Source organism: Dyadobacter sp. SRI_021 (assembly GCF_057586235.1).
In genome coordinates this window covers 244002-258642 of the sequence record NZ_JBYCZM010000002.1, presented here as the reverse complement: position 1 = coordinate 258642, position 14641 = coordinate 244002, and the positions used below count along the sequence as shown (strand labels likewise).

The 14641-nt window shown below is 52.9% G+C and carries 10 protein-coding genes; 2 read left to right on the top strand and 8 right to left on the bottom strand.

Features of this window, described 5'->3' with window-relative positions:
• Window positions 1-296 precede the first annotated feature (296 nt).
• The 7 genes from AC2YIT_RS06355 to AC2YIT_RS06325 form a co-directional block, all read right to left on the bottom strand.
• Window positions 297-1175: a sugar phosphate isomerase/epimerase family protein gene (locus tag AC2YIT_RS06355; RefSeq protein WP_487278633.1), complete on the bottom strand. Its 879-nt coding sequence runs from the start codon at window positions 1173-1175 to the stop codon at window positions 297-299.
• 50 nt (window positions 1176-1225) lie between these two features.
• Window positions 1226-1768: a hypothetical protein gene (locus tag AC2YIT_RS06350; RefSeq protein WP_487278632.1), complete on the bottom strand. Its 543-nt coding sequence runs from the start codon at window positions 1766-1768 to the stop codon at window positions 1226-1228.
• A gap of 289 nt (window positions 1769-2057) precedes the next feature.
• A complete protein-coding gene (locus AC2YIT_RS06345) occupies window positions 2058-2906 on the bottom strand; it encodes a sialate O-acetylesterase (RefSeq protein WP_430847524.1) in 849 nt (282 codons plus the stop codon).
• Window positions 2907-3096: 190 nt separating this feature from the next.
• A complete protein-coding gene (locus tag AC2YIT_RS06340; protein ID WP_430847520.1) occupies window positions 3097-4596 on the bottom strand; it encodes a SusD/RagB family nutrient-binding outer membrane lipoprotein in 1500 nt (499 codons plus the stop codon).
• Window positions 4597-4622: 26 nt separating this feature from the next.
• On the bottom strand, window positions 4623-8258 hold the full coding sequence (locus tag AC2YIT_RS06335) for a SusC/RagA family TonB-linked outer membrane protein (RefSeq protein WP_487278631.1): 3636 nt from the start codon (window positions 8256-8258) through the stop codon (window positions 4623-4625).
• Between the two features lie 26 nt (window positions 8259-8284).
• A complete protein-coding gene (locus AC2YIT_RS06330) occupies window positions 8285-9298 on the bottom strand; it encodes a FecR family protein (protein ID WP_430847516.1) in 1014 nt (337 codons plus the stop codon).
• A gap of 12 nt (window positions 9299-9310) precedes the next feature.
• Window positions 9311-9952 carry an RNA polymerase sigma-70 factor gene (locus tag AC2YIT_RS06325; protein ID WP_487278630.1) on the bottom strand — a complete coding sequence of 214 codons (642 nt, stop codon included), beginning with the start codon at window positions 9950-9952 and terminating at the stop codon, window positions 9311-9313.
• 113 nt (window positions 9953-10065) lie between these two features.
• Here AC2YIT_RS06325 and AC2YIT_RS06320 point away from each other — a divergent pair, with 113 nt between their 5' ends.
• On the top strand, window positions 10066-10518 hold the full coding sequence (locus AC2YIT_RS06320; protein ID WP_487278629.1) for a hypothetical protein: 453 nt from the start codon (window positions 10066-10068) through the stop codon (window positions 10516-10518).
• Between the two features lie 86 nt (window positions 10519-10604).
• Window positions 10605-12395 (top strand): hypothetical protein, encoded by a 1791-nt coding sequence (locus AC2YIT_RS06315; protein WP_487278628.1) that lies wholly within the window; start codon window positions 10605-10607, stop codon window positions 12393-12395.
• Window positions 12396-12401: 6 nt separating this feature from the next.
• Here AC2YIT_RS06315 and AC2YIT_RS06310 read toward each other — a convergent pair whose 3' ends face one another.
• Window positions 12402-14639: a xanthine dehydrogenase family protein molybdopterin-binding subunit gene (locus AC2YIT_RS06310; RefSeq protein ID WP_487278627.1), complete on the bottom strand. Its 2238-nt coding sequence runs from the start codon at window positions 14637-14639 to the stop codon at window positions 12402-12404.
• Window positions 14640-14641 lie beyond the last annotated feature (2 nt).

Below are 14641 nucleotides of genomic sequence, written 5' to 3'. Positions count from 1 at the left end.
ACAATCTGAACATTTGCGGTTTTTGCATACAACGTCGCCTCGATCAAAAGCGTAGCGGCTTCCCGGAGTTCCTCCAAATTGAGCGACGCAAAACTGATTCAAATAGAATAAAAATGGGTTTCCGACGATCACCGAATCGCGCGGTTTCAATAGCCGCGGCGCGGCCAGGTAGGAAAAGAATCCCTTGTAGATTTCTGGTTGCCGTTCACGCAACCAAGTCGGCTGATGAATGCAAATTTATGGCAGCCGCACTAATTGTTTGGAAACGAGTGCGGCTGCCATTTGTAGTATTTCAGTCAGTATTTTAAACTTTTCAAATAAGCGATCGACTGCGGCACCTGCGTCGCATAGCTCGGGCTTTCGTCCTCGATATAGTAGTGCTTCAATCCTGCTTTCCGCGCCGCTCTGAGCACCGCGGGAATGTCGATTTGACCGGTACCCAGTGCCACATCGTTCTCCACAGGCGTTCCGCCCGACATATTGCCTACTATGCCCTTTTTCAAATCCTTCATATGCATGAGTTTGAAGCGGTCGGGGTATTTGTTGATCAACGCCGCCGGATCCTGACCGGGGAAGAACGCCCAGAGCATATCGAGCTCGAAGCTGACGTATTTTGGATCCGTGTTCTGGATAATATAATCCATGAGCGTCCCCTCGCCGTGCTTCTCGAACTCGTAACCGTGATTGTGATAGCAGAATGTGAGGCCAAACTCTTCTTTCAGCTGTTTACCAATTTTATTGAAGTCAGCCACTGTCCTTTCGGCCATTTCAAGTGTAAAAGGCCCTTTGTGTGGCACCCAGGCCACACGCACATAACTCGCGCCCAAAGCTTTGGCATTATTACCTACTTCCTGCGTCTTATTCAGCGCATCGTCGTAGCTCACCCCAAACGACGAGCATTTGATCCCACGCTCATCGAGCAGCTTGCGGAGTTCCGGGGCAGTTTTACCGAAAAGACTCGAAAACTCCATGTCGGTAATTTTCAGCGCTTTGATCGTATCCAGCGTAGCCGCGGTATTCTTGGAAAGGCTCGTCCTGAACGTATACGAAACCATTCCAGGCTGATCAGGAAAGAGCGGCTTTCCTTTTTGGGCAGAAGCCGAGTATCCGCAGGCCAGTGCCGCGAGGAGCGCCCCGTGGAGCGCCCCGTGGAACGCAAAATGTTTGATTTTCATAAAAACGGTGGTCAGGTTTATGAGGCTCTGAATTAATAAAAATTGCATATTTATAAATTCCCTACGGTGATATCTACAAATATTACGGTGCTCTGCACCTTTTCGTTAAGGCGCAGAGCGCCGTAATACTTGTAGAAAATAGCCGAAAATTGAACGTAACCAGAGGTGCAGCGCACCGCAAGAATTGTAGGTGCAGCGCACCGCAAGATTTGTAGGTGCAGCGCACCGCAAGATTTGTAGGTGCAGCGCACCGTAAGATTACCTACTTCCTGCGTCTTATTCAGCGCATCGTCGTAGCTCACCCCAAACGACGAGCATTTGATCCCACGCTCATCGAGCAGCTTGCGGAGTTCCGGGGCAGTTTTACCGAAAAGACTCGAAAACTCCATGTCGGTAATTTTCAGCGCTTTGATCGTATCCAGCGTAGCCGCGGTATTCTTGGAAAGGCTCGTCCTGAACGTATACGAAACCATTCCAGGCTGATCAGGAAAGAGCGGCTTTCCTTTTTGGGCAGAAGCCGAGTATCCGCAGGCCAGTGCCGCGAGGAGCGCCCCGTGGAGCGCCCCGTGGAACGCAAAATGTTTGATTTTCATAAAAACGGTGGTCAGGTTTATGAGGCTCTGAATTAATAAAAATTGCATATTTATAAATTCCCTACGGTGATATCTACAAATATTACGGTGCTCTGCACCTTTTCGTTAAGGCGCAGAGCGCCGTAATACTTGTAGAAAATAGCCGAAAATTGAACGTAACCAGAGGTGCAGCGCACCGCAAGAATTGTAGGTGCAGCGCACCGCAAGATTTGTAGGTGCAGCGCACCGTAAGAATTGTAGGTGCAGCGCACCGCAAGATTTGTTTTTACGGACCCATCCCGGGGTTCTGTCATTCATCTTTTTTCAAAAACGCTTCCGCATACCGCCGGCCCAGTTCCCGCGCGGATGCGGTATCGAAATGCGTGTCGTCGCCCTTGTGCACCAGGCCCGAAGCCGACACCAGGTAAACCAGCTTGTTGCCCTTTGTGTAATCGGCGATAATCTGATTGATAACCGCCGCATCGGGATTCCTGGCTACATAAAAATCTCCCAGCGTTCCTACTACAACCGGCACGTTTTCGGTATGGGTATCCCGGCGCAAACGTTCGAAAAAATCGGCCAGTTTAACAGCGTACACACCCTTTTTCTCCGGTGAGCTGTCCGATTCTCCCTGGTGCCAGATAATGCCTTTGACCGTCCCGCGCTTCTGTGCCTCCTTCACACGGGCGAGCATTTCGTCGTAGGCGTAAATGCCCGTCTGCTCGTGTTTGGCACCGGGCTGCCAGTCGTCGATACCGCTGCCGCCTACTGCGCAGGGAATGAGACCGATCGGGCGCTCGGGATATTTTTTAAGAATTTCCTGCGCGAAAGTCAGGCCGGGGCCTACGCCCGCTACTGCCGGTTTGTCCTCATGGAGTGGATCAGCCGCTATTTTCCATTCATTTTGACGGTTAATAGCCCATATTTTTGGAGAATTGGGCTGCGAGGCCGCATCTGTCAACCCTCTTCCCGCCATATTGGATTGCCCGATCAGCAGGTAAAGGTCCATTTGATCAGGAGCAGTTTGCGCGAATGCACTGGTGCCCCCCGCCAATAGGGCCAGCAATATTTTCAAGGTTTTAAAATTCACCACTACAATGTTTTCAGGAAATTCAATATTGGTAATACCCAAAAGCAAAATACCCGAGAGATTTAACATCCCGGGCATCCGGCATTGGGCCCCGGAGGGACCACCTGTTTATGGCAAATCATCGGAAGCACGACCATTTCGCCCCGGCAGGATGTCCTGCAACATGGCAAAGGAGGCTCCTACGGAGCCGCAACCCCGCCGGAACAATACCTTCTACAAACAGAATGCCTCGCTGAGGCATTCGTTCTAATGAATCATTTTAACGTTTGTCCCACCATACTTTCGACACATACGAATCACCCTTTGATAACCGGCTCACGGCCTGCTCATAATTCGCTTTATTCAGGAGCGCCTCGCGGGATGAATAGATGGTCCTCCGTGGAATAGTACCGCCGGTAGAGCCCGGGAACGGGCCTGGTTTCAGCACCGGGTAACCCATTCTCCGCCACTCGATAAATGCTTCATAGGAACGACCGAACAGCTGTATCCATTTCTGGGTACCTATTTTTTCGAGTTTCTGCTCTTTGGAAAGGCCGGTCCAGGATAGTTCCTTTTCAAATGCGGCCGGCACTGCCGTTACATTATAGGGAGCCTGCGCCAATGCCGCTTTTACACCATCCTGATAGTATTTCTCTGCTTCCGCTGCCGTTCCACCCCAGCCTTCGAGCGCTGCCTCGGCTTTGTAGAACGACACGTCGGCAAACGACATCACCATGCACGGAATCGCCGGGCTATACTCCCGGTTGAAGAACGTGAGCGTTGAAACGGTGCTGTAATCGTCTTTGATGATGGTTTTCAGGATTTCATCTGTCAACGCTACGCCAATGCCCTTGTACGCAGGCGTGCCCGCCTTCACGGAGTTGACGCTCGGCTGTGCAATGCGCGGCAGGCGCGGATCGGCGCTGGCTACGAGCTGGGTAACAAACGCGTCGGCGAGGTATTTCAGGTCGGGGCTCCCGGCAAGGAACTGGTTCAATACCGGATGCACATTCGCATTGGTGGCATTGTTGTAGGTCGGGACGGTAGCGTCGTCAGCCGCACTTTCCAGCAGCGGCTGGCCCATGGCTTCGGTTACGGTTTTTTGTGCCAATGCGGGATCAGCATAGCGAATGCGCATTCCAAGCCGCAGTTTGAGCGAATTGGCATACTTCTTCCATTTATTAATATCTCCCTTGTAATAAAAATCAGCGCTACCATAGCTTGCATCGCCAGGCGTAAGCTGCCCGATGGCTGCATTCAGGTCATTGATCAGCGATTTGTAAATCGATTCCTGCGTATCAAACACAGGTTTGGTATTCACGTCGGCAGGGCCTAACGCAGTGCCGGAGTACGGAACATCACCAAAAAGGTCGGTAAGCCGTTGCCACACCGAAATCTCGACAATGCGGGCGATCGCCAGTTTGCTGCGGCCGCTTGGGTCGTTTTCCTTTCCTTTCAAAACTTCATTACGGACCTGGCTGATATTCCGGATCAACGTGTAATGCGCGTCCCAGGTATTATTGTCGCTTTGCTCGATATAACGCGAGCTCGATACCAGCACACCTCCCGCCCAATGCTGGATCCACGACCCATACTGGCTGTTGGGCACCTCATAGCCTTCCGCAAACGCGGCGTCCTTCTGCACTTTCGAAAGCAGCAGCCCCGGGTCGACCGTCGTTACGGATGTGGGCGGCGTATTGATTTCCTCAAAATCGCCGGTACAAGCCTGTGTCAGGCATATCGCACCAGTGAGCAGGATTGATGGGATTATATTTTTCATTTCTCAAAAATTTCCGGTTTGAACAATTACAACTCCACATTCAGGCTGAACCCGAAATAACGCAACAATGGCAGAGCGGTGGATTCAAGTCCCAACGACGAGTTATTGACATTGAAAGAAGAAGCCTCAGGCGCGAAACCTTCCGTTTTGCGTTGCAGGTAGAACAGGTTGCGGCCATAGATACCTGCCCGAATGCTTTTGAACGGCGTGCGGCTGATGAGCGTGTTGGGCAACTGGTAGTTCAATGTGAGCTCGCGGAACATAATGTAGCTCGCATCGTTGAGCATTTCTTCGGGGATCACATTGTCCTTATCCGGCGCTACCACGTTCCAATAATCCTGCGCCCGTACCTGCTTGGTATTTGCCTGGCCCGTGCCTACCCATGTTCCATTATCGGATTTGGAAGCCACCACACCGTCGGCTACATAAGTACCGTCACGGCCCGGCAAGGTCTTTTTGATCGTTCCGTAAACCAGCTCTTCGCGCAAGCTCTGCGAGTAGATCTTGCCGCCCTGGCTGATATCGAACAATCCCGACAGGCTTATACCCTTGTAGCGGAATGTGTTGTTGAAACCGCCGATCCAGTCCGGCAATGCATTGCCGAGCTCATAAAGGATTTTGGAGTTGGATTTCAGGGGCAAACCGGTCGTAGGGTCGATGAGGCGGTTGCCTTGCTCGTCGCGGAGCCACTGGAAACCGTTCCCGATGAGCGTACCGAATGGCTTGCCCGGCTCGGCCACCACGTTCACGCCGCGGTCGGTGCCGAGCACGTAGGTATCCACACCTTCGGCCAGCGCCACCACCTGGTTACGGTTTCTGGAAAAATTGAATGTCGCGTCCCAGCTGAACCCATCTGCCGTTTTAATAGGTGTTCCGTTCAAGGTCAGTTCCACGCCACGGTTACGGATTTCGCCGGCATTGATCCTCCTTGAAGCAAATGTACTGGACGGCGGCAGCGGCACGTCCAGGATCTGGTTTTTGGTAGATGCATTATAGTATGCGAATGCCAGTCCTGCACGATTTTTGAAAAAGCGCGCTTCCACACCGAACTCGATGGAAGTCGTGAGCTCATTTTTCAAATTGGGATCGGGAATGGTCGACGAGAACGAAGCCAGCGGCACACCGCCATGCGCAACCTGGTCGAGCGAATAGGTACCGGTCAGCTGGTACGGCGAGCCCGAGCTACCCGCCTGCGCCACGGAGGCGCGGAGTTTCAGGAAGCTCAATGTATTGCTCCGGATATTGAATGCATCGGTCACGACGAAACTCGCACTCACCGCCGGGTAAAAGAAGGAGTTGTTCGCAGGCGACAGCGTCGACGACCAGTCGTTACGTGCCGAGAAATCAAGGAAGAGGTATTCCTTATACCCTACTTGTCCCGACAAATAAACCGAGTTGATCGACGATTCCGTGAGTCCGAACACGTAAGAGTTGATCAGCGTGTTATTGATCGCATACAAGCCGGGTACAATGAACTCGGTACCGGTATTACCCGTCGTGCGGGAATAGAATTTCTGATGATTGGCACCGAGGTTCAGGCCGAGTGAAACGTCTTTTGTCAGTTGCGGGGTTAATGAGAGTAAAATGTCGCTGTTGTCCTCCCGCACGCGGGTAACCTGCTCCGAAATATCGCCATTGCGGTTGGCGCTTTGGTAAGTGCCTTTTTCGCGGTAACGCAGGCGCTGATCCGTGTAGAAATCGGTTCCGGTTTTGGCCGTCAGGCGGATCCAGTCGTTGAACTGGTAACTCAGGCGGATCAAACCGAGCAACCGCTGGCGGTCATCGGAGTTACGGGTATGATCGACGGTCCAGTATGGGTTTGCCGTTGATGAATTGGTCGCATAGGTCTTTTCCATTCCCACAAACGGCACCGTACCATAGCCAAGCTGCTTCGCCACGTCCTCAGCCGTCCAGGCCGAATGGGCCAGAATGCTCATCGGCATACTACGCGGCTGGCTGATGAACAGATAGGCCGGGTTATCGCTCGCATCCGAAACCGTGGGACGGTTTGCCCCTTTCTGGCCGATGTAGTTCGTTTTCACATCCAGTTCCAACTTGGGCGTGATCTTCGCCACGGTCCGGAGGTTCACGTTATTGCGTTTCAATGTATTGCCCGGCGTGTACCCGTCGATGTCGGTGCGTCCGTAAGAAAGCCGGTAATTGATATTGTCGTTACCACCTTCGAGGCTGAGGTTATTAACCAGTTGCTTTTCCTTTCTGAAAAAGGTTTGAAAGGTATTGGGCTGAGGTGTAAAACTGAGCACATTGCCCCACTGGTCTTCATATTGCTGACCATCCATGCGCGCACCCCAGCTTGAACGTGTGAACCGGTCGCGGCCGCCGCTGGTTTTCGGCATCCCCTGGATATTGCCGGCCTGCGCCGCTGCCCAGGTGTATATTTTGCCATCGGTACCACGGAAATGCGTGAACGTGCCATCCAACCCCTGGCCGTATTCATCCTGAAAATCGGGCAGTACCAATGCGTCACCTACCGAATAGTCGACGCCGTATTTAATGCCAATCCCCTTTCTCGACTTACCTGATTTGGTGGTAATCAGCACCACCCCATTACTTCCCCGCTGGCCGTACAATGCCGCGGCATTAGGCCCTTTCAGGACGGAAATCGACTCCACATCTTCCGGGTTAATATTTGAAATACCATCCCCATAATCGATCCCTCCTGTTGAAGAGGGCGAATTGGGATTGCTGTTGTCCATCGGAATACCGTCGATCACGTAAAGCGGCTGACTGTTCCCGACAAGCGAATTGGAGCCGCGGATCACCACCCGCGACGAGCCTCCCGCTCCATTAGCCGAGCGCGTCACCTGCACACCCGCCATTTTACCGGCCAATGTGGTAGCAAGATTGGCTTCCTTGGCGGTACTGACCGCCTCCCCGCCTATTTCCTGCACCGAATAGCCCAGCGCACGCTTATCACGCTTGATACCCAATGCGGTAACCACTACTTCCGACAGGTTCTGTGTGTCTTCGGCCAGGGTAATGTTAATCTCGGACTGCGCGCCCACCACCACTTCCTTTCGTACATAACCCACAAAGGAGAATACCAGTACTGCCGAGGGCTCGTCCACCGCGATTTCATATTTCCCCGCAACGTCTGTCGCTGTACCTCGTGTAGTGCCTTTTACGAGCACGCTTACGCCGATCAGCGGTTCTCCTTTCGCGTCCACCACCGTACCGCGCACAGCGGATTCCACTGCCTTCGCCCGCGTCAGGGGCGAAAGGGATGCGAGCGGACTGTCCTGCGGCAATGCCGAACTTTCCCGATTAGGCGCAGCATTGTTCTCCTTTTTGCGGCGGTCTTTCGCAGCCAGCAGCACATACGTATTTTCCTTGATTTTCTTGTATTTCAAACCCGTGGAGGCCAGCAATGCATCCAGGTTCTGTTCCAGCGTTCGGGACGGGTTGACAGCAGCGGAGGAAACCTTCAAATCGTCGAGCAGTTTTTCTTCGAAGAGAATATCGGCGCCGTAGCTCTCTTTCAGTTTCAGCAATGCGTCACGCAGACGTACGGGCTGCGTTTGCCGCGTTTCGGTCTGCAAAGGGCGAGCCGATGCCAGCAACTGCCCGAATCCCGGCGGAGGGCACAAACTGAGCATGGCGTAAAGGCCAAATGCCTTTGCCAGGGGTACATGTGGGTTCATGGTAGCGTTTGGGTTAGTTAAAAGATCTAATTGGTGTCAGTTGAATCGGGAACAAGGCGCACCTGGTCATTACCGACCAGCACACGCATATCAAGCATTTCGGACAGCACCGACAGCAGTTCATCAGCCTGCCGGGCTTTGAACGTGCCGGTAACCTGTCGGGCGGCCAATGCAGGATCAGACACTACGATTTTCAGGCCGAATACTGCATTCAGCTCGCGGCTGGCATCAGCAAGGGTGGTATGATCAAAATGAAAATGATGTTCCTGCCAAACCGCCGGGTCTTTCAGTTCAGTGACGGTCAGCGGTTGAATGGCGATCTTGCCATCCGTAGCGACGGAGGCCTTTTCACCGGGCTTCATATCGAGCGGTACGGCCATTTCAGGAGAAGAAATCTGTACTTTACCCTTGCTCAAAACCACCTGCGTGCCTCTCTTACGGGTATATACGAAAAACTCGGTACCAAGCACGGTTACCTTTCCCTGGTCGGGCGTGTGAACGGTGAACGGCTGGTGATCGACCTGGTGCGTTACCACAAAACCGGCCTCGCCAGTGAGGTAAACATCCCTCCCGATACGCCCGAAGCCCCATCGAAGGAGTTTCAGATCGGAGTTGGCCAGAAGCGATACACGACTTCCGTCGCTCAGCTGAACGGTCCGGCTTTGGGCGTAGCCCGTGCGGTAATGCCTGTAAAGGATCGCATCGCGGTAATAATACCCGCTTGCTCCTGCCATCAATAGAATAGCGGCTGCTATACGTAACCAGTTCCGCCATGGCAAGGATGGTGAACCGGTGACCCCTGCATGTGGATTGCCTTCATTGGCGGACGGCTCTGTCAGCAAGGCCTGTACATTTTTAAAAGCCTCCCCTACATCCGGCAAAAATTGCGGGTGGCTGTTTTCCCATTCCTGTAACCATTCGAAATAGCGCTCGGTATTTCCCGGTTCGCCCAGCCATTCTTCGATAAGCTGCTTTTGCAGCACCGTGGCCTGGCCCGAGAAATAGGTGAAGAGCATTTCTTTGGACAATGGTGTGTTCATGCTTTTAGTTTGTCAGTTCTGTTTCAATGATCGGCGCAATACGCTGAGCGCCTTTGATATGTGCCATTCCACGCCTTTTACCGTTACTCCGAGCTTCTCCGCGATTTCCTGGTAAGATTTCCCTTCAAACCTGCTCAGGACGAACGCCTTCTGGCATTGAGGGGGTAAGGCCTGGATCGCCCGTTCGACTTGCATATACAGCTCGTCCATTTCCATGATGTGGTCCGGCGCGAGCATATCAGAGTGAAAATCGTCGTCGAGCTCCTCCCGCCTGATTTTGTTGAATTCCCAACGGAGATAGGTAAAGCACCTGTTGCGCACCGCCGTGAAGAGATAGGCCCGGAAGGTCGTCGCGATGCAGGTATGCAGCTCTTTTTTCCAGAAATTGAGAAAAATTTCCGTTACCAGGTCCTCGGCGATTTCCTTGTTGTACACAAACCTTGCGGCATGGCTGCAAAGCGGCTGATAATAGGTCCTGAATAGCAGTTCGTACCCTTTGGCCGCATCCAGTCCGAATGTTTTCCGGATAAAAAATTCCCTGTCAAGAAGTGCATTATCCGGCGCACCCGCCTCCGGCGTGCCCGGTCTCGGGTCAATCGGTCTTTCCGGGTTTTTCTCTTCGTCCGGTAAATGTTCGGAAGGTTGGGGTGTCACGGTTCGGGGCTGGGTTTAGGGCTACACCCACAGGACAAAATTTGGAAAGGCTACCCTAGTTCTTCAATAAAAAACTTTCATTTTTTAATTTGCACTCATAAAAATACGATACAATGCGCAATAGCTTCATCCAGACCAAACCCCACCTCGTACTCCTCCTTGCCTGCCCGATCATTGCCGTCATCGCCTGGATGCGGCGGAGTTATGCAGTCGACGTGCAATTGTACGACACCTTTTATGTGCTTCGGATCGACCTCATAGCGGAATTCCTGATCACGATTATACTGATTACCAGCCTCCTGTACTGGCTCACGCGAAACCGCACCGGCCTCCCGCAACTGACGGCCGCGCATGTGCTCGCGACGATCGGCATTGCGCTTTACATCACGAGCACAACAGGTTACCCGCCCAACAACGCCATGGATACCTGGGCAACGTTTTCGCCCCAACAATACCAGGAATGGGAAGATATGCGGGTGCGCTTTATGGGCGCGGTAATTACGTTCGGCGCTTTTCAGCTATTACTGGTAGCGAACCTGATCATGAAGTGGATAAAAACCGCCTGATAATCCAGACGCGCCCAAGGATGGTTTGTTGGCAGTAGAGAGGCAAATGCAGATAGTTTGGCGGCTTGCATCAAAGCCACCAGTCCATGAACCTCTTCATTTTTCTTGCATTGTCGGCCTTCGTCGGCGGTGTTTCCCTGCTCGGCGCTTACCTGCAAGTCGCCGGGCGACCCAAATCATCGGAGCCGGTTCACTCCATTTCCGGGCCTTTCGCATTTGGCAAAATCCTCTTTTTCCTCGCGTGGGCAACGCCTGTTGTGTTATTCTTCGGGGTATGGGGCGTTACCACGGTCAACATTCCTTACCAGGACGATATCGACGCGATCCTGGAATCTACTTCTGCGATAGCGGAGGGAACTGGGTCGCTCCGGGAATTCTGGTCGGCATTATCCAAGCAGGACGATGAGCGTCGGATTGTAGTTGTCAGGCTAGTAGCCTGCGTGATGTACTGGGCAACCGGATCCATCGATTTTCGCTTTCTCGCATTCACTGGAATTTGTTCCTATCTTGTTTTTCTCAGATTGATCTTCACTTGGTTCCGTTATCAGCGAGGACTTTCGCTAGCCCTGTTCGTGCCGGTTCCATATGTGCTTTTTTCTAATTTCAACTACGAAGCATTGTATTGGTCAATCATACCGCTGCAACAAATCGCGGTATATGTTTGGGGATTTGCGAGCATTTGGTTGGTCAGCCAAAACACCCGGCGGAGCCTGGCCCTGGGGGCGGGCCTGGGAATTTTAGCCCTGTATTCCGATGTCTCAGGCATATTTGTCGGACCGGTTGCCGCGCTCATATTACTGGCCCGTCGGGAATGGCTTGCTGCTACTTTCTGGATATTACTATTCGGTTTTATCACTACATTTTACTTTTGGGGACTGACAGTACCCGATTTTCGTCCAACCACCGCTCAAAATTTGTCGTCATGGCGTGAAATGTTACTGATGGCGGTGGCAATGCCGGGCATGATTGCCGACGTGATGGTAGACAAGAGTGACTCTACAAGGTTAGCTTTGTCCGCCGTTGCCGGAGTCGCCAGTCTTTCACTTGTAGGAGTCAGCGCATTTTTATTCTGCAAAAAACTGATGAGAACGCCACTTGCGATTACGCCAAGCCAATGGTGGCTGGCAGGTTGCATGCTCTTCTTGCTGGTAACCTTCTTTGCCCTGGCTTTCGGGCGCGCTGCCTTCGGTGCTCAAACTATTTTGCTAAGCAGATATAGACACATTTTCACGTTTTGGGCGACCTTCAACTATCTCCTACTGCTTCAACAACCCACTGTTCGACAAACCCTTAGCCGACGCATGACCATTTTGCAAATCAGCGCCGTGATCTACTTTGGAGGTAGCTACTTTCTGACATGGGCCGATATGATGTATTTCCGGAAAACCATTCAGATAGACGCTTATGGTTGGACAAAAAACAGGGAATTCCCCTCGGCACCAATTTATATCACTGTTAAAAAGGCCGTCGATTCAATTTTTGAAAGCGCATTGAAAAACCGGATTTACAAATTCCCCGATCTCCCCTTTGAAGATTTGCGTCAGGCTGAAATACGGGGTTCATCGGACATCGCCGTGCGAACCGCCGATTTCATTCAGGTAGGAACTGAGGTACCAGCATTACAATGTTCACCCGACGACGGCATTTACCTGATCATCCATTCCGGTGACGAGATACATATATTGCCGATGCGCCTGCGCAGGAACTCATTTCTCTGCTTCCTGCGCACCGGCCGCTATTATGCCGGTTACTGCGAGTCTATGGGGATGCTGATGCAATATTTGTCCAAAAATAAAAAGTATAAACTTACACTCGGGGTAATTAGCGGCTCGAACCGCTATTTGCTGACCACCGGAAAGGAGGTTAGTACCAGCTGAAATTCCTCAGATCAGCTTGTCCGGCGTAATAGGCAGCTCCCGTATGCGCTTACCGGTGGCATGGAAAACCGCATTCGCAATAGCCCCGGCAACTCCCACAATAGCAATCTCTCCAAGGCCTTTCGAACCAATGGGATTGGCCTGCATATCCGGTTTGTCGATGTAATATACTTCGATAGGCGGCACATCGGCATGAACGGGGATATGGTAGCTCGCAAAATCGGTGGTCACATACCGGCCGAAGCGGTGGTCCATCTCCGAATGCTCCATCAGCGCCATACCTATACCGCCTACAACGCCGCCGATCGACTGGCTCCGGGCGGTTTTGTAGTTGATGATCGCGCCCACGTCCGCACACGTGACCACGCGCGTAACGCGCACCTCGCCCGTGAGCGGGTTCACCTCCACCTCTACAAAATGACATCCAAAGGAATACATCGAATACTGGTCGCGCTCCGCGCCCGATTTCGATTCCTCCATCACTTCCAGTTCGTTCAAATGATGGTGTTTTAAAATATCGGCATAACTCACACCCTCTTTATCATCCGCAGAACCGAATATCCGACCATTCCTGACCACCAGCTGACCTCCTGACTTAAGCCCCCCTGGCATCTCCCCCGCCAAAGCGATCAATTTGCTTTTCAACGCCTCACAAGCGACATGCACCGCCGAGCCTACACTGGGAATCGTGGACGAGCCATTCTGCCCCGGAGCGTCAGGCAGGGCTGAATGGCCCAGGTCGAAACGTACCTTTTTAGCATTTACTCCTAAAACCTTCGCAGCGATGCGCGTCATAGCCGTGCCGGTACCCGGGCCGATATCCATCGTCGCGCTTTGCACGATCACCGAACCGTCGGCCTGCATCACGGCCCGGGCCTTGGCAGGATGGCGGTGAAAGCCATACAGGCTCGATGCCATACCGTAACCGAGCAGCATACCGTTGCGTTTCACCGACCTTGGCTCTGGTAGCCGGTTTTTCCAGCCTATTTTCTCTGCACCCAGCTCATAACATTCCCTGAGCGACTTCGCCGACCATGGCAGGTGTCGTTCAGGATCGGATTCGGCATAGTTTTTAAGCCGGAATTCCAGCGGATCTGTTTTTAATGCATAAGCCAGCTCATCCATCGCCGATTCCAATGCAAACATCCCCGTGGCATCGCCGGGTCCGCGCATCCACGTGGGTGTATTCACGTCGAGCGGAAGCAGGCGGTAGCGCGTAGCCACATGCGGGCACGCATACAGCGCACGCGACGCGAGGACTGTGCGCTCCAAATGCTCTTCGTACATCGATGTCTGCCCCGTCCCCTCGTGTACAATACCTGCCAGACGGCCATCTTTCCCGGCGCCGATACTGATTTTCTGTTTGGTATAAGGCCTGTAACCCACCGATGTAAACATCTGTTCCCGTCCCAATACCAGTTTTACAGGCCGTTTTAATTGTTTCGCGGCCATTACCGCCGCCATTGTGTGCGGCCACACCCGAATACCCGACCCGAAAGCCCCGCCAATGTAGGTAGCCACCACCTGTACATTCTCCCTCGGCAGCTTGAATGCCTGCGCGAGTTGCCCCTGTGCGGATTTCACGCCCTGGTTTTTGTCATAAACCGTGAGCTTGTCATCGGCCTCCCATACCGCGATAATCGCATGCGGTTCGAGCGGCTGGTGGTGCTGGGTAGGAATGGTGTATTCGGCTTCGATCCGGACGTCGGCATTACGCAAATCCGCTGCATCGCCACGTTCATAGTCCCCGAAAGGCGAGTTTTTGGATCGCTGCACATTCAGCGGGATCCCGGAGTGCGCGATATTCTTTTCAAAATGCGTTTGATGGACCTCCTGCTGGTACGTCACCTGCACAAGCGAAGCCGCGTGCATCGCCTGTTCGCGCGTAGCCGCGACCACCATCGCCACGGGCTGCCCGTCGAAATAGATCAGGGAATCGTAAAACACGCGGAATGCTGTACCCGGCGGCACGCGCTCCGGCGATTGCTTTTTAGGGGACCAGCCTGGTATTGTCATAGCATTGAGATGGCTGAGTACCATAAGCACACCCGGCACCGCTTCCGCCTCGCGTGAATCGATGGCCGTAATGCTGCCTTTGGCAATAGTACTCGTCACCAACACCGCATGTACAAGTTCCGGAATTGCATATTCTGCCGAATAAGTGGCTGTACCCGTCACTTTTGCTGCGCCGTCGACGCGGCTGAGCGAGGTGTCCGACAGATTATCCAACGATTGTCTGTTCATAG